The sequence below is a fragment of the Pseudomonas sp. LFS044 genome (assembly GCF_047978245.1).
In the GTDB taxonomy this organism is placed as follows: domain Bacteria; phylum Pseudomonadota; class Gammaproteobacteria; order Pseudomonadales; family Pseudomonadaceae; genus Aquipseudomonas.
This window is the reverse complement of the sequence record NZ_JBFPFX010000016.1, coordinates 117,110-135,688: the sequence shown is the minus strand read 5'-3', so window position 1 is coordinate 135,688 and position 18,579 is coordinate 117,110. Positions and strand designations below refer to the sequence as shown.

Here is an 18,579-nt window from a genome sequence, read left to right as displayed (position 1 = left end):
GAGCAGAACATGAGTCGGGCACCGGATACCTGGATTCTCACCGCCGACTGCCCGAGCATGCTCGGCACCGTCGACGTGGTGACGCGTTTCCTCTTCGAGCAGCGCTGCTACGTGACGGAGCACCACTCCTTCGATGACCGGCAGTCGGGGCGCTTCTTCATTCGCGTGGAGTTCCGCCAGCCGGACGATTTCGACGAGGCCAGCTTCCGCGCCGGCCTCGCCGAGCGCAGTGAAGCGTTCGGCATGGCCTTCGAGCTGACTGCGCCCAACCACCGCCCCAAGGTGGTGATCATGGTGTCCAAGGCCGACCACTGCCTGAACGATCTGCTGTACCGCCAGCGCATCGGCCAGCTGGGCATGGACGTGGTTGCGGTGGTGTCCAACCACCCCGACCTGGAACCCCTGGCGCACTGGCACAAGATCCCCTACTACCACTTCGCCCTCGACCCCAACGACAAGGCGGGGCAGGAGCGCAAGGTGCTGCAGGTGATCGAGGAGACGGGTGCCGAGCTGGTTATCCTCGCCCGTTACATGCAGGTGCTGTCGCCCGAGCTGTGCCGGCGCCTGGATGGTTGGGCGATCAACATTCACCACTCGCTGTTGCCGGGCTTCAAGGGCGCCAAGCCTTACCACCAGGCGTACAACAAGGGCGTGAAGATGGTTGGCGCCACGGCGCACTACATCAACAACGACCTCGACGAAGGGCCGATCATTGCCCAGGGCGTCGAGGTGGTGGACCACAGCCACTATCCGGAAGACCTGATTGCCAAGGGGCGGGATATCGAATGCCTGACCCTGGCGCGGGCTGTGGGGTATCACATCGAGCGGCGGGTGTTTCTGAACGCCAACCGCACCGTGGTGCTGTGAACACTAGGGTCGTCAGGTACGGACGACCCTATTATTCTTTCTCGTAGCCGATCTGAACCTTCAGGGTGCCGCCATCGACGAAGGTCCAGGTCTTGCTGATGATGCGGTAGTCCACATCGCCGTCATCAGTCTCTTGAGTGTAAGTGTCGCCGACTTTCATGTACGACTCCGCTTGCGCTTTGCTGAATTGGAAAGCCGAATCCGCATAGCCAGGGCCACCTTCAGTGAATACGGTGACCTTCAGCATCTGCGAGGTGTTTTCTCGCCAGCTTTTGCGGGTGACCCGGGTCGGACCAGGCGCCCCAGCGAAAACGATTTCATCGTCGACGCTCATCGTGGCCAGTGCGATCTTCTTCTCGATATCTGATTTGAATTCACTCATCACTAACGCTCCTGTAGGTTTGACAGTAAGCCAATGCTAGGTTTCGGGCCGAGCCTTTGGCTACTGGCAGAATTGCCAGGTGATGTGATGAAGCGCTGCCGCTAAATGGCATCTTTTTGTCGCATCCAGTCACCGGCCACGCGCAAAAAAAACCCTCAGATGGGGGTTTTTTTTGCACTTCATTAATCGAACCGTCGGCTGTGGTAAGCGCTACTTCTCAAACCCCGTGCACGTTGCTCCAAGTAGGAGAGGGCGGGACTGGCAGCGCGACTGCCCGTCGGTGTGGAGTCTGTTGAAGCGTCTGTTGACAACGAGGAGTCGGAAGAATAGTGGCGCGCTCTAGGCACAGTGCCTGGCTGACGACGTGGCAGAACGCGTGCTAGCGAAGCCGATCGATTGTGACGCACAGAAGGCAAGTCGTGGAGCAAACGACCATTAGTTGCGCCCGTGGGCCAAGGAGGAGAAGCGTTCACCCCAGCTGGGACCATGCTCGGTGTCTCTATGAGAGCGGGCGCCGGTAGCGCTTGCTGTGGTGTCTGAATGCTTGAGTGGGGGGCTGTCACTGGCCTTGGGCTTGGCGCGACGGCCGCTACCTGCCGAGATGGCCGAGGTAGGGATGAACCCATGAACATCCTTCCGTTGGTACCGGTGAAAGGCAATGGGCGATGGCGGAGTCCAAGAAATTTGATAATGGCTTTAGCCAGCATGGGCAGGCTGATATGGCCTGACGGGTCGACGTGGTTGACGGGGTCACCTAGGCAATAACAGTAAGTGTTCAGTCCTCCCACTGAAAAAGGGCCCCAGCTATCAGGCGCGCAAAAGCGCATGAGTGTCGAGTTGAAGCGGCGGTAACCATTGCCTAACAATGACCCTGTAATAGCGTGGTCATAACGCTCGCCATTGAACCCAAGCAGCGTCAGGGGAGAAGGCAAGGTGGGGGCATGGCCGTAACTTGAATAGGCGTGAGTCTGCTCTTCCTCTTTGCTATTCACCTGCAGCACAGACCCTTTGTCGTCCGTTGCCAGCAGCCCGGCGCTGGAAGCTTCGCCGGCCTGCACCTCGGCCAGCGGCATCGCGGCATTGCGGAAGATAGCGCGGTGCTGGTCGCCGTGTTTGACGGTGATCAGCTTGTCGCCTTGGTAGAAAAACTGGGTGTTGCTCAATGACACGCTCATGGCTTCGGATCCTTGAGTGCTGTACGTCGAGTATCGGGTGGGTTATCTACAGGCGCTGGCCGCGAATCTTTTTCAGTTTTGAACAGTCGCCAGATTAATGAAACTGGCAAAAGTAACAGGTGCCGCCGGGGCATTCGCTTGCGCCCTTGGGAGGCCGGTGGTGTACCTGTGGGAGCCGGCTTGCCGGCGATTGGGCCCACCCCTTTGGGCCTGCCGTAAAAAGGTATCTCCCTGTCGCTTCCAGTCACTGCGACATCGCCCATCAGGCCCACAATTCCCTGCATTCCAGTAACACAAGCCGCCCATGGATGGCGGCGCGTTCAACCACCGCTGCATAAATAAAAATCAAGCGAGGTAAGAGCATGTCTGGCAATCGTGGAGTGGTATATCTCGGCGCCGGCAAGGTCGAAGTGCAACACATCGACTACCCGAAAATGCAGGACCCGCGCGGCAAGAAAATCGAACACGGCGTCATCCTGAAGGTGGTCTCCACCAACATCTGCGGCTCCGACCAGCACATGGTCCGTGGCCGCACCACTGCCCAAGTCGGCCTGGTACTGGGCCACGAAATTACCGGTGAAATCGTCGAACTGGGGCGCGATGTAGAACGCCTGAAAATCGGCGACCTGGTGTCGGTACCGTTCAACGTTGCCTGCGGCCGCTGCCGCTCGTGCAAAGAGATGCACACCGGTGTCTGCCTCACCGTCAACCCGGCCCGCGCCGGTGGTGCCTATGGCTATGTCGACATGGGCGACTGGACCGGTGGCCAGGCCGAATATGTGCTGGTGCCGTATGCCGACTTCAACCTGCTGAAACTGCCGGACCGCGACAAGGCCATGGAAAAGATCCGTGACCTGACCTGCCTGTCCGACATTCTGCCGACGGGCTACCACGGTGCCGTGACTGCGGGCGTAGGCCCAGGCAGCACCGTTTATGTAGCTGGCGCCGGCCCGGTCGGGCTGGCTGCGGCTGCCTCCGCCCGCCTGCTGGGCGCCGCCTGTGTGATCGTCGGCGACCTCAACCCGGCCCGCCTGGCCCACGCCAAGTCCCAGGGCTTCGAAGTCGTCGACTTGTCCAAGGACACCCCGCTGCATGAGCAGATCATCGACATCCTTGGCGAGCCTGAAGTGGACTGCGCCGTGGATGCTGTCGGCTTCGAAGCCCGCGGCCATGGCCACGAAGGTGCCAAGCACGAAGCCCCAGCCACCGTGCTGAACTCACTGATGCAGGTGACCCGCGTTGCTGGCAGCATCGGCATCCCGGGCCTGTACGTGACCGAAGACCCAGGCGCGGTCGATGCCGCCGCCAAGATCGGCGCCCTGAGCATTCGCTTTGGCCTGGGCTGGGCCAAGTCGCACAGCTTCCACACCGGCCAGACCCCGACCATGAAGTACAACCGCCAGCTGATGCAGGCGATCATGTGGGACCGGATCAACATTGCTGAGGTGGTGGGTGTGCAGGTGATCAACCTGGATCAGGCGCCGGAAGGGTACGGCGAGTTCGATGCAGGCGTGCCGAAGAAATTCGTGATCGACCCGCACAAGATGTGGGGCGCGGCTTGATGCCCTGATGTAATGAAAAGCCCCTCATGCTGAGGGGCTTTCTTCTGCTTGCACGTTTGCGTTTTGCACCGCGAGTACCGATCCTGGGGTATCGGTGGCCAGCAAAGCGCTGCCTATCGTCGGGTCTGTACTCAGCTCTGCCAGCGGTAACGCATCGTTGCGGAAAATGGCGAGATGCTGGTCACCGTCCTGCACGGAAACGAGCTGGTTGCCTTGATAGAAGAATAGCGTTCGATTCGCTGCTTTAGCCATGATTCAAGTCCCTGTCGCACTGGATTCAAATGGTCTGCTACACGCCCATTCTGAATGACCGCAGAGATTTTCATACTGGCAGAAATAACAGTTTTACAGCCTCTCTCAGTGATTGTTCATAACCTGTAGGAGCGGGCTTGCCCGCGATGAGGCCAGCCCTGCAAACCTCTTACTCAGCGCATCATCCCCAGCTCGGCATCATCCAGCAGCGCCTTGGCCATTGCGCTCAGGTAGTGGGAAGCCCAGATCAGTTGCTGATCGCCTTCCATCACGCCGGTGAGGGTCATGTCTCGTACATAGCCCATCAGTTCCGAAGCCTGTTCGCGAGCGCTTTGGCACGGAATGCCGGGGGCGATGCAGAACAGCGGTTGAGTGTGGCCTTCGGCTTGAAAGAAGAAGGTTTTGCCCACGGTGGTTTTGGTGTCTTCGGTTGTCATTGTTCTATCCCCTGAAAGTTCTCTACTGGCTGGTCGGGCCTCATCGCGGGTGAACCCGCTCCTACAGGCTCTGCGCTGGCCGTTGCCATGCGCTGCACGTGTAGGAGCGGGTTTACCCGCGATGAGGCCAGACCCGCCAACAAATGGCTCGAGCCTTAGTGCCGCATTCGCGGCTCCACCGGCATCTGCACCTGGATCAACGCCGCCTCAAGCAACACCCGCAGCGCTTCAAGTTCGTGCATCGTGGCCATCATCAGGATCGAAACCGGCGATTTGGGCTGCAGCAGAACCGCCTGCTGCGCGACGGTTTGGGCGCACAGCGCGTAGTCCGTGGCCTGGATGAGGGTGTCTTCGAGGGAATGGGAGGTGTGGGGTGGATCGGGGACAATCTTAAGCATGATGGAACACCTTGAATGAGGGCCATCACCATCTGCTGTCAAACAATTGGTGGCAGCTGTACAGGGGTTGACAGACCGGTAGGTGAACCAAAACCCGGCGCACACGAAGTGCCCCATGCACAGCTGCCATAAAGGCGAGCCATGTGATTCATACCAAGGCGGCCTGTCAAAGCCGGTCGCTGATTTCGCAGCGACCGCCCGAGACTAGAGCCCAGCCCAGATCATCGCAATGGCTTAAGCGGCTTGGGACTGTAATTCAGAAACGTCCTACACGTAAGCGGAAAAAACTGAAACCCAGTAGAACCTCAGGTTGGGTTTCTTATGCTCGGCCTAGTTAACGCATAGTAGGATCTCGCCAAGCAAACATGCTGCCCTCTGGGTACAGGAGGCAAAGCCATGTGGTTGACGAAGACAGTCTGTCCAAGCCAGCTGTTGAGCATGTATGTGCTTGCGCTCCTAGTAAGGAGGCCTAATGGTTCTCATGTCATAAGCGTTAAGGATCTCCAGATCCATTCCGTCGCGGATCAAGTGGAGCAACTCTGAATTAAACCTCATCTTCATTTTCGGCCTGTACAGATTTTGCTCGGTCATCTGCTGAATAACGTTTGCATGGCGGCTGGTGATCTTTGTGTTGAGCCCTTCAGCTATCTGATGGTGGCGGTTTTCCAGCGAAATAAAGCGTTTGGTAGCAGTGGCTGCAGTCGCCTCACTGGAAGCACTCATAATGGCACGCTTGGCATCGTTCAATTCCGATTTTGATATTCTGAACAAATATTGATTCTCGGAATAACTCATGTCCTGTAGCCTTGCTTTACTAAAATGCTTGGGCGCTAATGTTGTGGGCTGCGTCGGCAACTTGAGTTCCGGACCACGCCTAGGTAATTGAATTTTCGGAAAAAATTTTGCTGAGCGCAGGAATGAGTACAGGAAGGAGGCGTGCCCAGTCGGATCGATTTGATTCACGGGGTCGCCTGAACAATAGGCGTAGGTGTTTATTCCCCCCTCGCCAAACGGGCTCAAGCTGTCAGCGCTGTAAAAGCGAAGCAGGCTGGGGTTGAAGGCTCTGTAGCCAGAGCCGAGAATATAGAGTGACGTATGCGCTAGTAGGTGCTCGCCATTGAAACCAAGCGCAGTCCGTGCTCGCTGGGCCGTAGCGGAAAACCCATAGACGGTATAAACATGTTTTTCGCCTCTGTTCATACAATTCTCATCTCCATCAGGCGGAGCGCGTTGTCGCGCCGATTATTCTGGCTCCCCTGAGTATCTCGATGCCTATCGCATGTAGCTACTGGCAAAAATGACAGGTGTTCGCTACTGATCATGGCTGCCAGAGCGTCCCGACAAGCAGCTTGGAACAATAGCTTGAAACGCCAGTCAAATTGCTCGTTTCCCAGGCCATCCCGGCCCACGAGGTCCCCCAATGAAAGCATTCACCCTGGCAACCCTGATGACCCTGGCCGCAAGCCCGGTGTTCGCCTTCAACCTCAGCGATGCCGCCAACGCCGTGTCGGCCATGCAGAACCAGAAGCAGCAGGGCCAAGTGCAGGCGCCCGAGGCGCAGGCCAATTTGCTCAATACACTGGGCAGCGAACTTAAGATCACCCCGGAGCAGGCCGTGGGCGGGGCAGGGGCGATGTTGGGGCTGGCGCGCAATAACCTGAGCGCTGACGATTACGGCCAGTTGACCAAAGCCGTGCCTGGGCTGGACCTGCTGTCGGGCGCCAATGCGCTGGGCGGGTTGAGCGGGCTGGGTGAAATGCTGGGCAAGAACAGCGAAAGCCAGTCGGCGTTGAGCAATGCGCTGGGCAATGACGTTGAGAACCGCAGCGACCTGGACAGTGCGTTCAAGGCGTTGGGGATGGATACCGGCATGATCGGGCAGTTCGCGCCGTTGATTCTGCAGTACCTGGGGCAGCAGGGGATTGCCGGGTCGTTGTTGCAGAACCTGGGTAGTTTGTGGACTACGCCGGCGCCGTTGGCTCAGCCTTCGGTCTGAAGGGCATGCAGGGCCGCTGCTGGCCCTATCGCCGGCAAGCCGGCTCCCACAGGGTAATCACCGACTTCAAGTGCCGCGGTTAACCTGTAGGAGCCGGCTTGCCGGCGATGAGGCCGGTGCAGCCAGCACGTATTCCCAGTCAGGCGGCTTCGGAGAAGTCCACCAAGCTAACCGGGCGACGGAAGCCGGCAGTCAGTACCGCCAGGTACGCAAGCCCCAGCGCGAACCAGCACAGGCCAATCACCAAGGTCAGCGCCGACAGGCTGGTCCACAGCCACAAGGTCAGGCTCAACCCCACCAGCGGCACCGCGCCATAGCACAGCAGGCCCTTGAGGTTACGCTGCGCGTTGTCATCCATCAGGTGGGTTTTCACCACTGCCAGGTTCACCGCCGAGAACGCCACCAACGCGCCAAAGCTGATCAGCGAGGCGAGGGTGGCCAGGTCGATCACCAACGCCAGCAACGAGAACGCCGACACCAGCAAGATGGCGTACACCGGTGTGCCAAGGCGTGGCGAAAGGTGGCCGAAGGTACGCTGCGGCAGCACCCGGTCACGGCCCATGGTGTAGAGGATGCGCGACACCGCTGCCTGGGACGCCAGGGCCGAGCCGAGGCTGCCGGCCACATAGGCGGCAGTGAAGAAGTTGGCCAGGAACTGCCCGCCCGCCTTCAGCATTACCTCGTTGGCGGCCGCATCGGCATTAGCGAAGGTGCTGCCCGGCAGAACCAGCTGGCTCACGTAAGCCAGTACGGTGAACAGGAGGCCGGCGAACAGCGTGGTGAGGATGATCGCCCGGGGCACGTCGCGGCGGGCGTTGCGGCTTTCCTCGGCCAGGGTGGACACAGCATCGAAACCCAGGAACGACAGGCACAGTACCGCCGCGCCTGCCATCAGTGGGCCGAAGCCGGGGGCGCTGCCATCACCGCTCAGCGGCGCCAGCCAGTCCAGCTGGCCGTTGCCCAAGCCCTGCCACGACAGCGCGACGAACACGCCGATGAAGACGATCTGCGCCCCGACGATCAAATTGCTGGTCTTGGCCACCGAGTTGATGCCAACCACGTTGAGCACGGTCACCAGCGCGATGGAAGCGAGCACGAAGGCCCAGGCGGGAACGGCTGGGAAGGCGATGTTGAGGAACAGGCCGATGAGCAAGTAGTTGATCATCGGCAGGAACAGGTAGTCGAGCAGCAATGACCAGCCCGCCAGGAAGCCTATGTTCTGGCCGAACGCCATGTTGCTGTAGGAGTACGCCGAGCCCGCGACCGGGAAGCGTTTGACCATGAAACTGTAGGACGCAGCGGTAAACAGCATGGCCACCAGCGTGACCAGGTAGGCGCCAGCGGTGCGGCCGCCGGTGAGTTCGGTGACGATGCCGTAGGTGGTAAAGATGGTCAGCGGGACCATGTAGACCAGGCCGAAGAATACCAGGGCGGGCAGGCCCAGGACGCGGCGAAGCTGGGGCGGGGCGGAGCTAGGTTGGTTGGCCATTGATCGATCCAGGCTTTTTTGTAGTTGTGCTTTGATCGATTTTTATCCGCTAGGGCGGATGATGACAAAGAAGTAATTCTAATGCCGATTATTAGCCTGGCTTTTAATGGTGGTTGTGCAGTGTCTTTGCCGGCCTCATCGCGGGCAAGCCCGCTCCTACAGGTTTGTGGTGTCCTTGTAGGCGCGGGCAAGCCCGCTCCTACAGGTTTGTGGTGTCCTTGTAGGCGCGGGCTTGCCCGCGATGAGGCCCGATCAGGCGGCGCAGATTCAGCCAATCTCCGCCCGGAGTTTCTCTATTCGCTGGTCCTTCTCCAGCCACAACTGATTCACCCAAGCCTGCACCGTCTGCCGGAACGCAGGGTCACTTTCGTAATCCCCACCCCACAACGCCGGGTCCAGCTCACGCACCTGAATGTCGATAATCACCCGGCTAATGCTGCCATCAAGCAAATCCCAGAACCCGGGTGCCTTGTCGCCGGGGTAGACGATGGTCACGTCCAGCAACGCATCCAGCTGTTCACCCAACGCCGCCAGTACAAAAGCCACACCCCCGGCCTTGGGCTTGAGCAGGTAGCGGTAAGGCGATTGCTGCTCCTGGCGCTTGGCTTCGGTAAAGCGGGTGCCTTCAAGGTAATTCACCACAGTCACCGGCTGGCGCTTGAACAGTTCACAGGCCGCTTTGGTGATTTCCAGGTCCTTGCCCTTGAGCTCGGGGTGCTTTTCCAGAAACGCCTTGCTGTAGCGCTTCATGAACGGGTAATCCAGCCCCCACCAGGCCAGGCCCAGCAGCGGCACCCAGATCAGCTCCTTTTTGAGGAAGAACTTGAAGAACGGCGTGCGACGGTTGAGGCTCTCGATCAGCGCGGGAATGTCCACCCAGGTCTGGTGGTTGCTCACGGCCAGGTACGAAGTGTCCTTGCGCAGGTTCTCGACGCCGCGGATGTCCCATTGGGTTGGGATACACAAGGCAAAAATGGCCTTGTCGATTTCCGACCAGGCTTCGGCGACCCACATTACGGCAGCGGAGGCGTAGTCACGCCACCGGCCCGGCAACACCAGTTTGAGCAGGGCGAAGACCAGCAGCGGGCAGATCATCACCACCGTGTTGATCAGCAGCAGGGTGGTCGTAAGAATGCCGGTAAGCAGGTGACGCATAGGGAAACTCTTGTTGTGGGTAATAAACGGGCGGCAATGATAAGCAGCGCCGCCGCCTACGCCAAATGTCCAATGCCCAGCGGCCGAGACAAATGTTTCACAGTGTGTTGATTACCCTTGTGACAGCGAACCTATGCTGCTTGCACAGTCTAAGCACTCACCACCCTCAAGGAAGCCTGCCTGTGAAACCGATGCTTGCCCTGTTGTCGCTGTTGGCGCTGCCGGTAATGGCCGCAGAACCCACGCTGTACGGCCGCTACGAGAACATTGCCCTGCCCGAGCTTGGCGAAACCCTGAAGGCCAAGATGGACACCGGCGCCTATACCGCGTCGCTGTCGGCCAAGGACATCGAGCGTTTTACCCGCGATGGCGATGATTGGGTGCGCTTCCGCCTGGCGACCAAGGACGCGGACGGCAAAGTCTACGAGCACAAGGTTTCGCGCATCAGCAAGATCAAGAACCGCGCCGATGAAGAAGATGAGGGTGATGCGCCCGAGCTTTCACGCCGGCCCGTGGTCGACCTCGAGCTGTGCCTGGGCGACGTGAAGCGCACGGTGGAAGTGAACCTGGTGGACCGCAGCAGCTTCAACTACCCGCTGCTGGTGGGTGCCAAGGCCCTGCGTGAATTCAAGGCCGCGGTAAACCCGGCCAAGCGCTTTACCGCAGGCAAGCCTGACTGCTGAGCAGCAGCCGCAAGCTTGAAGCCGCAAGCTGCAAGTACCATCAGATCAGTGTAAGTTCACGCGATCCGCTTTTACTTGAAGCTCGCAGCTTGAGGCTTGCCGCTCAGATGCCCCACATTCTCATCGTCGAAGACGAAGCCGCCATCGCCGACACCCTGGTCTACGCCCTGCAAGCCGACGGCCACAGCACCGAGTGGGTGACCCTGGGCAGCGCGGCCCTCGACCAGCAACGCCTGCGCCCCGCCGACCTGGTCATTCTCGACATCGGCCTGCCGGACATCAGCGGTTTCGAAACCTGCCGCCAACTGCGCCGCTTCAGCGAAGTACCGGTGATGTTCCTGAGCGCCCGCGACGGTGAGATCGACCGCGTGGTAGGCCTGGAAATCGGCGCTGACGATTACGTGGTCAAGCCCTTCAGCCCTCGCGAGGTGGCCGCCCGGGTGCGGGCCATCCTCAAGCGCATGGCGCCCCGTGCCGAGCCTTTGGGTGAAACGCCACTGTTCCAGCTCGACACCCGGCGCATGCAGATCAGCTACCGCAGCCAGCCACTGGCCCTGACCCGCCACGAATTCCGTTTGCTGCAATGCCTGCTGGAGCAACCGCAGCGGGTGTTCAGCCGCGAGCAGCTGCTCGATGCCCTTGGCGTGGCATCGGACGCTGGCTACGACCGCACCATCGACAGCCATATCAAGAGCCTGCGCGCCAAGCTGCGCCAGGTGGCCGCCGATGCCGAGCCCATCCAGACTCACCGCGGCCTGGGCTACAGCTATAGCCCGGAACAGGCCTGATGCGCCTGGGCATACGGATTTTTCTTGTGTACTTCCTGTTCGTCGGGCTGGCGGGTTACTTCCTGCTGAACACGGTGCGTGAGCAGATTCGCCCGGTGGTGCGCCAGTCGTCCGAAGAAACGCTGGTAGACACCGCCAACCTGTTGGCGGAGATCCTGCGCGACGACGTCAAGGCCGGCACCCTGGCGCAGAGCCGTTTGCCGGAGGTGCTCAAGGCCTATGGCGTGCGCAGCCCGGGCGCGCAGATCTGGGGCCTGGCGAAGAACCAGGTCAGCCACCGCATCTACGTGACCGATGCCCATGGCATCGTGCTGCTGGACTCCAGCGGCGAGGCCTTGGGCAAGGATTATTCGCGCTGGAATGACGTCTACCTGACCCTGCGGGGCCAGTACGGTGCCCGTTCCACACGCAGTGTCGAGGAGGATGAAAACACCTCGGTGATGCACGTGGCGGCGCCCATTCTCGACGATGGCAAGATCATCGGCGTGGTCACCGTGGCCAAGCCCAACAGTTCGCTGCAGCCTTATATCGACCGTTCCGAGCAGCGCCTGCTTGGCTTGGGGTTGGGGTTGATCGGCATGGGCCTGTTGATTGGCGCGGCGTTGTCCTGGTGGCTGGCGCGCTCGCTGCGCAAGCTGGCGCGGTACGCGCAGGCGGTCAGCGAGGGCGAGCGCGCAGCGCTGCCGCACTACAAGGGCGGCGAGTTGGCGCATCTGGCCAATGCGGTGGAGCGCATGCGCACCCAGCTGGAGGGCAAGGCGTATGTCGAGCGCTACGTGCACACCCTCACCCATGAACTGAAGAGCCCGCTGGCGGCCATTCGCGGTGCCTCCGAGCTGCTGCAGGGCGACATGCCTGACGAGCAGCGGGCGCGGTTTGCCGGCAACATCGAACGCGAAAGCGAGCGCTTGCAGCAGATGATCGAACGTTTGCTCAATCTGGCTCGGGTCGAGCAGATGCAGGCGCTGGAGGATGAGCAGCAAGTGGCCTTGGCAGCGTTGGTAGATGAGCTGTTGCTGGCGCATGCGGCGCGGATCGATGCGGGTGGCTTGCAGGTGCGCCAGCGGGTGCCGGCCGGGTTGTGGCTGCTGTGCGACCCGTTCCTGATGCGCCAGGCGCTGGCCAACCTGCTCGACAACGCGCTGGATTTCACCCCGCCCGGTGGTGCGCTGTTGTTCGAGCTGGAGCGCGATGGCGAGCGCGTTGCGCTGAGTGTGTTCAACCAGGGCGAGGCGATACCGGCTTACGCCATCGGGCGCGTCGCCGAGCGCTTCTACTCGCTGCCGCGTCCAGCGAGCGGGCGCAAGAGCACGGGGTTGGGGCTTAATTTCGTGGCCGAGGTGATGCAACTGCACGGCGGGGCGCTGGCGGTGAACAATGTCGATGGCGGGGTGCGGGTAAGGCTGTGGCTGCCGGAGCGGCGTATCAGCTGAAATCCTTGCGGGCCGCTGCGCAGCCCATCGCCGGCAAGCCGGCTCCCACACGGGCTGCGGCGCACCGCAAAAACACCGAATCTCCACACAACCTCCCCAAGGTCTCCACGCAAGGCGCACACACTGCGCCCACTGCCACAGGAGGCCCTATGAACAAGACCCTAGGTTTCAAGCTCGGCACCATCGCCCTGCTGATCGTGTTGCTGTTGATTCCCCTGCTGATGATCAACAACCTTATCGACGAGCGCCAGAACCTGCGCGACAGCGTGTTGCGAGACATCGCCCAGAGCGCCAGTTTCGACCAGCAGATCAGCGGCCCGTTGCTGGTGGTGCCCTACCGCAAGCTCCAGCGCCGCTGGATCGACAAGGACGGCCAGAGCGTGCAGGAAACCAGCACCATCGCCGGCCACCTGTACTTTTTGCCAGAAACCTTCGACGCTGACCTGGGCGTGGACACCGAACTGCGTGCCCGCGGCATCTACCAGGCGCGGCTGTTCCACGCCAAGGGGCGCCTCTCGGGCCGCTTCAAGCTGCCGGAACGCTGGGGCATCGACAAGGATTTCGACGACTACCGCTTCGACAAGCCGTTCCTGGTGGTGGGCATCAGCGATATCCGTGGCATCGAAAATGCCCTGGAACTCCACCTTGACGATCAACGCCTGGCTTTCGCGGCGGGTACCGGGCTGGACTGGCTGCGTAGTGGCGTGCACGTGGCCTTGCCGCAACTGGATGGCCAGCAGGCGCGTGAATTCAGCTACGGCTTCGACCTGGCGCTGCAGGGCACCGGGCAACTGCACCTGCTGCCGGTGGGCCGCACCAGTAGCGTCGACATGCGCGCTAACTGGCCGCATCCAAGCTTTATCGGCAGCTACCTGCCCAACCGCCGCGATATCGACGACAAGGGCTTCAGCGCGCACTGGCAGACTTCATTCTTCGCCACCAACCTGGAAGACGCCCTGCGCCAGTGTGCCGGCGCCGGGCAGTGCGCGGACTTCAGCGAGCGCACTTTCGGTGTGAGTTTCGTCGACCCGGTGGACCAGTACCTCAAGAGCGAGCGTGCGATCAAATACGCCTTGCTGTTCATTGCCCTGACCTTTGCCGGCTTCTTCCTGTTCGAGGTGCTGAAGAACCTCAGCGTGCACCCGGTGCAGTACATCCTGGTCGGTGTGGCACTGGCGTTCTTCTACCTGCTGCTGTTGTCGCTGTCCGAGCACATCGGCTTTGGCCTGGCGTATGGGCTGTCGGCGTCGGCCTGCGTGCTGTTGATCGGCTTCTATCTCAGCCACGTGTTGCGCAGCCTAGGGCGGGGTGTGGGCTTTGCGGCGGGGTTGGCGGCGCTGTACGCGATGCTTTACGGGCTGCTGAGCGCCGAGGACTATGCGCTGTTGATGGGTTCGTTGCTGTGCTTTGGCTTGCTGGGTGTGTTCATGGTGCTGACCCGCCGGTTGGACTGGGCGCGGGTGGGGAGGGCGGCATGAGGGAAGACAAAGAGATCGGGCGGTGGTTGGCGCGCAGAATCGGGCAGCTGTTTCCTGCGATAGCCAAGTGAGGCAGAGGGCTGCGGTGCAGCCCTATCGCCGGCAAGCCGGCTCCCACCGGGTGGACTGCCTCCAGGAGGTTGGACACCCACCAACCCTTGGGGTAGTCCAGGGCCCGTAGCGCAGCCTTCGTTGTGGGAACCGGCTTGCCGGCGATTGCGGTGTATCAGGTGTTCGGTGCGGTAGCGACCATCGATGGCCGCTTGGCCACCTCGGCATACCACGCCGCCAACCCTGGCTGGCGCTCGCGCCAGCCAAAGTCAGGCTGGCGCAAGTCCAGGTACCCAAGGGCGCAGGCCACACCAATCGCAGCCAGATCAAAGCCTGAAATCAGCTCGGCCAGGTGTTCCTGCTCAAGGTTCGCCAAGCTGCGGCTTATCTTGTCGCCTTGCGCTTGCAGCCAACCGTCCCAGCGCTTGTCCTCAGGCCGCAGGAAGCTCTCATAACGGCTGGAAACCGCCGCATCCATGATCGCATCCGCCTGCGACGCCAAGGTCATTCGCCGCCAGCGCGCCGAGCCCTCGCGCGGCAGCAGCGGCAAGCCGACATGCTGCAGGTCGAGGAATTCGCAGATGACCCGGCTGTCGTGCAGCACGGTACCGTCTTCCAGGCGCAGGGCCGGGATCTTGCCGATCGGGTTGCCATGGTTCAGCTGCTCGTCGCCGCTGACCGGGCTCACGTTCACCGGCTGCAGCGCAACACGGTCAAGCTGGCCGGTCTCGTGCAATACCACCATGACCTTGCGCACGAACGGCGACAGCGGTGAGTGGAACAGGGTCATCGTGCTCATGGTTCAGTTGCCCTGCAGGCTGGGGGGCAGGCACACGCCGGTGCCACCGATGCCGCAGTAGCCCTCGGGGTTCTTGGCCAGGTACTGCTGGTGGTAGGCCTCGGCGAAGAACACGGTCGGCGCCTGGTCGATCTCGGTGGTGATCTCGCCAAAGCCGGCCTTGTTCAGCTCGGCCTGGAAGGCATCGCGGCTGGCTTTGGCTTGGTCGAGCTGCTCGGGGCTGGTGCAGAAGATCGCCGAGCGGTACTGGGTGCCGACGTCGTTGCCCTGGCGCATGCCCTGGGTCGGGTTGTGCAGTTCCCAGAACATCGCCAGCAGCTCGCGGTAGCTGACTTTGTCTTTGTCGAACACCACCAGCACCACTTCGGTGTGGCCGGTCAGGCCCGAGCAGACCTCTTCGTAGGTGGGGTTGGGGGTGAAGCCGCCGGCGTAGCCGACCACGGTGCTGACCACGCCCTCACGCTGCCAGAAGCGGCGCTCGGCGCCCCAGAAACAGCCCAGGCCGAAGATGGCGAAGTCGATGTTGCCCTCGAAGAACGGGCCGAGCAGTGGGGTGCCTTCGAACACGTAATGGAACTCGGGCAGGGACATTGGCGTTTCGCGGCCAGGCAGTGCCTGCTCCGCAGTAGGCATGACGTTTTTGTTCACCAGGATTTCCGAACGCAGGACCATGGCCGTTCCTCTGTGTTTTTCAGTTGGATAGGTGTTGAGCCCTTCGCGGGGCAAGCCCGCTCCCACAGGTTTGGTGTTCAGACGCGAACTTGTGGGAGCCGGCTTGCCGGCGATGAGGCCCGAATGGACTCTATAGTGCCCGAGGTTTACGCAGCTGTCAGGCCATTGGACCGCGCGGGTAGCGCTTGAGTTTTTCCGCAAGCTCTCGCCCGGGAATCGGCCGGTCGAACAGGTAGCCCTGGCCCACATCGCAACGGTGCCGACGCAGGAACGCCAGTTGCTCCGGCGTCTCGATCCCCTCGGCCACCACCTTGAGCTTGAGGTTGTGGGCCATGGCCACCACTGCCGAGGTGATTTCCATGTCGTCCTGGTTGTCGGGGATCTCGTTGATGAAGCTGCGGTCGATCTTGATGATGTCGATCGGGAACTTCTTCAGGTAACTCAGCGATGAATAGCCAGTGCCGAAGTCATCCATGGCCAGGGTAAGCCCCAGGGCCTTGAGTTCGTCGAGCTGGCGGTGGGTGTCTTCGGTGGCTTCCAGCAGGAGGCCCTCGGTCAGCTCAAGCTCCAGCAGGTGAGGGGGGAGGTCTTCTTCCTTGAGGATCGAGCCGATCGAAGCCACCAGGTCGGGGTCGGAGAACTGCTTGGGCGACAGGTTGATGGCCACGTGCAAATTACCCATACCCGCCGCGCGCAGTTGCTGGCTCATGCGGCACGACTGACGCACCACCCATTTGCCGATGGGGATGATCAGGCCGGTTTCCTCGGCCACGCTGATGAACTGGTCCGGGCGGATCATGCCGCGCTCGGGGTGGTTCCAGCGCAGCAGCGCTTCCAGGCCCAGCAAGCGACCACTGCGCAGGCACAGCTTGGGCTGGTAGAACACCTCCAGCTCGTTCTGGGTCAGCGCGCGGCGCAGGTTGTTCTCGACGAACAGCTTGTAGCTGGCTTCGGCATTGAGCACCTCGGTGAACACCTGCACCTGGTGTTTGCCGTTGGCCTTGGCCTTGTGCAGGGCCAGGCCTGCGTTTTTCATCAGGGTGGTCGGGTCGCTGCCGTGCAGCGGCGCGCAGGCCAGGCCCACGGAGGCGGTGACGTTGATCAGCTGGTTGTCGACGAACATCGGTTTGTCGAGGGTGCGCAGCAGTTGCTGGGCGACGCCCTGGCCGTCTTCCAGGCTGGTGTCGTCGAGCAGCACGGCGAATTCGTTACTGGCAAAGCGGGCCAGCACACCGCCGACGCTGAGGCTGTTGCGCAGGCGCCGGGCAAGGCTGATCAGCAGCTTGTCGCCAGTCTGGTGGCCGAGGCTGTCGTTGATCCGCTTGAAGTTGTCGATGTCCACCAGCAGCAGGCAGATCGGGCTTTCGCCATTACGGGCGAAGCGTTCGTCGAGGCTGCGGATGAACGCCGGACGGTTGCCCAGGTTGGTCAGGTTGTCGGTGTAGGCCAGGCGTTCGATGCGCTGCTGGGCCAGCTTGGTCTGGGTGACGTCTTCGTAGATACCGATGTAGTGGGTCAACTCACGGTTGTCGCCATACACCTTGGAAATCGACAGCTGGCCCCAGTACGGTTCAAGGTTCTTGCGCCGGCTCTTGAACTCGCCCTGCCAACTGTTGCCCATGGCCAGGCTCGATGGCGTATCGAACAGCAGCTCGCTGAGGTTTTCCAGCGCCGGCAGTTCGGCCAGGTGGCGGCCTTGCACCTCGTCGGTGCTGTACTGGGTGATTGCGGTAAAGCTTGGGTTGACGTACTCCACCACGCCGTCGCGGTTGACCAGCAGAAAAGCGCTGGCGCTTTGCTCCACGGCGCGCTGGAACAGGTGCAGGGCGCTGGCGGCGGTACGCCGGTTGTGGTTGGTGATGACCTGGGCAAACTGGTCGGCCAGCTCACCGGCGAAGGCGATTTCGTCCGACTGCCAGGCCCGCGGCTGGCCGGTCTGCTCCAGGCACAGCACGCCGACTACCTGGCCATCGACGCGGATGCTGGCGTCGAGCATGGCGTTGTTGTCGGCGTACAGGCTCTGGGCCAGTTCGCGGGTGCGTGGGTCGTGGTTGGCGTTGTGCGCGTCGATTGCGCGGCTGGCGTGCAGGGCGTCCAGGTAGTCGGGGAAGCGGCTGGCATCGATCGGCTCGGGCAAGCGATGCACTTGCTCATTGCCCAGCCAGGCGCTGATCGGCTCCAGGCGCTGGCCTTCCAGGTGCCAGATACTGGCGCTGTCCACCTTGTAGATTTCGCAGGCGCTGCGGGTGATCAGCTGCGCGGCTTCGAGCAGTGAGTTCTCAGCGCTGTAGCGCTGGCGGGCAAGGCGCAGTATCAGGTCTTGCTGGCCACGTACGCGCTCCAGGTGTTCGAGCTGTTCCTGCTGCGTGCGCTGGTTCAGTTGCAGGGCAAGTTGCAGGCGGTTGTTGCGCGACTCCAGCTCGTTGGCGTCCAGCTCCATGTCGTCTTCGGGCGGGTCGTCGAGCACGGTCAGAAAGCCGCGCAGCAGGTGTCGGTTGTGCTGCTTGTAGGCCTCACCCGCTTCGAGCAGGCGCAACGAGCGCGGCTGGGCGTGCAAGGTGTAGCGCACGCGGTAATAACCTCGCGCTTGCAACTGGCGCTGAATTTCATCGTGCAGCGTGTAGCGCGCTTCAGGCTCCATGAGGCTGGCGTAGGGCGAGTCGATCAGTGCGCAAAGCTCTGAGGCGTGCAGGCCGAACTGGCGCTCGCAGGCTGGGTCCAGGTAGAGCATTGCCCAGGTCGCTTCGTTGAGCCTTTCGAAACGCAGCATCCCGAGCCGCGAGGGCACGGGAAGCTGCGTGACGACCTCGGCCGCCACACGGCTGGCGGCATCGGGTTGGCTTTTCATCGAAGGCTCGCTTGAAGAGGGTGACGCGGCCTGGGCGGCGGCGCATCTGGCAAGGTTGCATCATGTCCCGGAGGCTGGCAAGCGGCCATGCGGGGTGTCATGTATATGTTTTCG

The 18,579-nt window shown here is 61.5% G+C and carries 19 protein-coding genes; 8 read left to right on the top strand and 11 right to left on the bottom strand.

From position 1 onward, the window contains the following. The first annotated feature begins 9 nt into the window (after positions 1 to 9). The gene (gene purU, locus ACNQPL_RS15615) at positions 10 to 867 is read left to right on the top strand and encodes a formyltetrahydrofolate deformylase (RefSeq protein ID WP_346613585.1); all 858 of its coding nucleotides are present in this window, start codon (positions 10 to 12) and stop codon (positions 865 to 867) included. Between the two features lie 31 nt (positions 868 to 898). Here purU and ACNQPL_RS15610 read toward each other — a convergent pair whose 3' ends face one another. Further along, positions 899 to 1,249, bottom strand: a complete 351-nt coding sequence (locus tag ACNQPL_RS15610; RefSeq protein ID WP_132842946.1) for a hypothetical protein — start codon at positions 1,247 to 1,249, stop codon at positions 899 to 901. 182 nt (positions 1,250 to 1,431) lie between these two features. Beyond that, positions 1,432 to 2,241 carry an RHS repeat-associated core domain-containing protein gene (locus ACNQPL_RS15605; RefSeq protein WP_416467199.1) on the bottom strand — a complete coding sequence of 270 codons (810 nt, stop codon included), beginning with the start codon at positions 2,239 to 2,241 and terminating at the stop codon, positions 1,432 to 1,434. Between ACNQPL_RS15605 and ACNQPL_RS15600 the strand changes: the two genes are divergently transcribed. Beyond that, positions 2,212 to 2,415: a hypothetical protein gene (locus tag ACNQPL_RS15600; RefSeq protein WP_238342123.1), complete on the top strand. Its 204-nt coding sequence runs from the start codon at positions 2,212 to 2,214 to the stop codon at positions 2,413 to 2,415. The genes ACNQPL_RS15605 and ACNQPL_RS15600 overlap by 30 nt on opposite strands. A 371-nt stretch (positions 2,416 to 2,786) precedes the next feature. Next, the gene (fdhA, locus tag ACNQPL_RS15595; RefSeq protein ID WP_346613586.1) at positions 2,787 to 3,986 is read left to right on the top strand and encodes a formaldehyde dehydrogenase, glutathione-independent; all 1,200 of its coding nucleotides are present in this window, start codon (positions 2,787 to 2,789) and stop codon (positions 3,984 to 3,986) included. Positions 3,987 to 4,010: 24 nt separating this feature from the next. Here the strand turns inward: fdhA and ACNQPL_RS15590 are convergent, their stop codons facing one another. The 4 genes from ACNQPL_RS15590 to ACNQPL_RS15575 form a co-directional block, all read right to left on the bottom strand. Next, positions 4,011 to 4,238 carry a hypothetical protein gene (locus ACNQPL_RS15590; RefSeq protein WP_346613587.1) on the bottom strand — a complete coding sequence of 76 codons (228 nt, stop codon included), beginning with the start codon at positions 4,236 to 4,238 and terminating at the stop codon, positions 4,011 to 4,013. A 173-nt stretch (positions 4,239 to 4,411) separates the two neighbouring features. Beyond that, positions 4,412 to 4,675 (bottom strand): DUF3077 domain-containing protein, encoded by a 264-nt coding sequence (locus ACNQPL_RS15585; RefSeq protein WP_054903620.1) that lies wholly within the window; start codon positions 4,673 to 4,675, stop codon positions 4,412 to 4,414. 155 nt (positions 4,676 to 4,830) lie between these two features. Beyond that, complete coding sequence (locus ACNQPL_RS15580) at positions 4,831 to 5,073, bottom strand: hypothetical protein (RefSeq protein ID WP_416467193.1); 243 nt, start codon at positions 5,071 to 5,073, stop codon at positions 4,831 to 4,833. A gap of 456 nt (positions 5,074 to 5,529) precedes the next feature. After that, positions 5,530 to 6,273, bottom strand: a complete 744-nt coding sequence (locus ACNQPL_RS15575) for an RHS repeat-associated core domain-containing protein (RefSeq protein WP_416467192.1) — start codon at positions 6,271 to 6,273, stop codon at positions 5,530 to 5,532. Positions 6,274 to 6,493: 220 nt separating this feature from the next. Here ACNQPL_RS15575 and ACNQPL_RS15570 point away from each other — a divergent pair, with 220 nt between their 5' ends. Beyond that, positions 6,494 to 7,069 (top strand): DUF2780 domain-containing protein, encoded by a 576-nt coding sequence (locus tag ACNQPL_RS15570; RefSeq protein ID WP_346613590.1) that lies wholly within the window; start codon positions 6,494 to 6,496, stop codon positions 7,067 to 7,069. Positions 7,070 to 7,208: 139 nt separating this feature from the next. Here the strand turns inward: ACNQPL_RS15570 and ACNQPL_RS15565 are convergent, their stop codons facing one another. Both ACNQPL_RS15565 and ACNQPL_RS15560 read right to left on the bottom strand, forming a co-directional pair. Beyond that, a complete protein-coding gene (locus ACNQPL_RS15565; RefSeq protein ID WP_416467191.1) occupies positions 7,209 to 8,558 on the bottom strand; it encodes an APC family permease in 1,350 nt (449 codons plus the stop codon). Positions 8,559 to 8,825: 267 nt separating this feature from the next. Beyond that, entirely contained in the window at positions 8,826 to 9,713 is an 888-nt protein-coding gene (locus tag ACNQPL_RS15560) for an acyltransferase (RefSeq protein ID WP_346613592.1), read from the bottom strand. Between the two features lie 182 nt (positions 9,714 to 9,895). Here ACNQPL_RS15560 and ACNQPL_RS15555 point away from each other — a divergent pair, with 182 nt between their 5' ends. From ACNQPL_RS15555 to creD, 4 genes are all read left to right on the top strand, one after another. Beyond that, positions 9,896 to 10,396, top strand: coding sequence for an ATP-dependent zinc protease (locus tag ACNQPL_RS15555; protein WP_346613593.1), 501 nt, complete (start codon positions 9,896 to 9,898; stop codon positions 10,394 to 10,396). A 107-nt stretch (positions 10,397 to 10,503) separates the two neighbouring features. Then, positions 10,504 to 11,184: a two-component system response regulator CreB gene (gene creB, locus ACNQPL_RS15550; protein ID WP_346613594.1), complete on the top strand. Its 681-nt coding sequence runs from the start codon at positions 10,504 to 10,506 to the stop codon at positions 11,182 to 11,184. After that, positions 11,184 to 12,617, top strand: a complete 1,434-nt coding sequence (gene creC / locus ACNQPL_RS15545; protein ID WP_416467190.1) for a two-component system sensor histidine kinase CreC — start codon at positions 11,184 to 11,186, stop codon at positions 12,615 to 12,617. The genes creB and creC overlap by 1 nt, the downstream gene beginning before the upstream one ends. 149 nt (positions 12,618 to 12,766) lie before the next feature. Then, positions 12,767 to 14,095 carry a cell envelope integrity protein CreD gene (gene creD / locus ACNQPL_RS15540; protein WP_416467189.1) on the top strand — a complete coding sequence of 443 codons (1,329 nt, stop codon included), beginning with the start codon at positions 12,767 to 12,769 and terminating at the stop codon, positions 14,093 to 14,095. A 226-nt stretch (positions 14,096 to 14,321) separates the two neighbouring features. On the opposite strand, the gene ACNQPL_RS15535 is transcribed toward creD, so the two are convergent. From ACNQPL_RS15535 to ACNQPL_RS15525, 3 genes are all read right to left on the bottom strand, one after another. Then, complete coding sequence (locus tag ACNQPL_RS15535; RefSeq protein ID WP_346613597.1) at positions 14,322 to 14,945, bottom strand: glutathione S-transferase; 624 nt, start codon at positions 14,943 to 14,945, stop codon at positions 14,322 to 14,324. Between the two features lie 3 nt (positions 14,946 to 14,948). Next, positions 14,949 to 15,617 carry a peptide-methionine (S)-S-oxide reductase MsrA gene (gene msrA / locus ACNQPL_RS15530; protein ID WP_346613598.1) on the bottom strand — a complete coding sequence of 223 codons (669 nt, stop codon included), beginning with the start codon at positions 15,615 to 15,617 and terminating at the stop codon, positions 14,949 to 14,951. Positions 15,618 to 15,774: 157 nt separating this feature from the next. Then, positions 15,775 to 18,465, bottom strand: coding sequence for a putative bifunctional diguanylate cyclase/phosphodiesterase (locus ACNQPL_RS15525; protein WP_346613599.1), 2,691 nt, complete (start codon positions 18,463 to 18,465; stop codon positions 15,775 to 15,777). Positions 18,466 to 18,579: the final 114 nt, after the last annotated feature.

Bases quoted from the DNA above. Each gene is read 5' to 3' on its own strand.
- purU (WP_346613585.1), top strand. From the start codon at position 10: ATGAGTCGGGCACCGGATACCTGGATTCTCACCGCCGACTGCCCGAGC.
- ACNQPL_RS15610 (WP_132842946.1), bottom strand. From the start codon at position 1,249: ATGAGTGAATTCAAATCAGATATCGAGAAGAAGATCGCACTGGCCACG.
- fdhA (WP_346613586.1), top strand. From the start codon at position 2,787: ATGTCTGGCAATCGTGGAGTGGTATATCTCGGCGCCGGCAAGGTCGAA.
- ACNQPL_RS15590 (WP_346613587.1), bottom strand. From the start codon at position 4,238: ATGGCTAAAGCAGCGAATCGAACGCTATTCTTCTATCAAGGCAACCAG.
- ACNQPL_RS15585 (WP_054903620.1), bottom strand. From the start codon at position 4,675: ATGACAACCGAAGACACCAAAACCACCGTGGGCAAAACCTTCTTCTTT.
- ACNQPL_RS15580 (WP_416467193.1), bottom strand. From the start codon at position 5,073: ATGCTTAAGATTGTCCCCGATCCACCCCACACCTCCCATTCCCTCGAA.
- ACNQPL_RS15575 (WP_416467192.1), bottom strand. From the start codon at position 6,273: ATGAACAGAGGCGAAAAACATGTTTATACCGTCTATGGGTTTTCCGCT.
- ACNQPL_RS15570 (WP_346613590.1), top strand. From the start codon at position 6,494: ATGAAAGCATTCACCCTGGCAACCCTGATGACCCTGGCCGCAAGCCCG.
- ACNQPL_RS15565 (WP_416467191.1), bottom strand. From the start codon at position 8,558: ATGGCCAACCAACCTAGCTCCGCCCCGCCCCAGCTTCGCCGCGTCCTG.
- ACNQPL_RS15560 (WP_346613592.1), bottom strand. From the start codon at position 9,713: ATGCGTCACCTGCTTACCGGCATTCTTACGACCACCCTGCTGCTGATC.
- creB (WP_346613594.1), top strand. From the start codon at position 10,504: ATGCCCCACATTCTCATCGTCGAAGACGAAGCCGCCATCGCCGACACC.
- creC (WP_416467190.1), top strand. From the start codon at position 11,184: ATGCGCCTGGGCATACGGATTTTTCTTGTGTACTTCCTGTTCGTCGGG.
- creD (WP_416467189.1), top strand. From the start codon at position 12,767: ATGAACAAGACCCTAGGTTTCAAGCTCGGCACCATCGCCCTGCTGATC.
- ACNQPL_RS15535 (WP_346613597.1), bottom strand. From the start codon at position 14,945: ATGAGCACGATGACCCTGTTCCACTCACCGCTGTCGCCGTTCGTGCGC.
- msrA (WP_346613598.1), bottom strand. From the start codon at position 15,617: ATGGTCCTGCGTTCGGAAATCCTGGTGAACAAAAACGTCATGCCTACT.
- ACNQPL_RS15525 (WP_346613599.1), bottom strand. From the start codon at position 18,465: ATGAAAAGCCAACCCGATGCCGCCAGCCGTGTGGCGGCCGAGGTCGTC.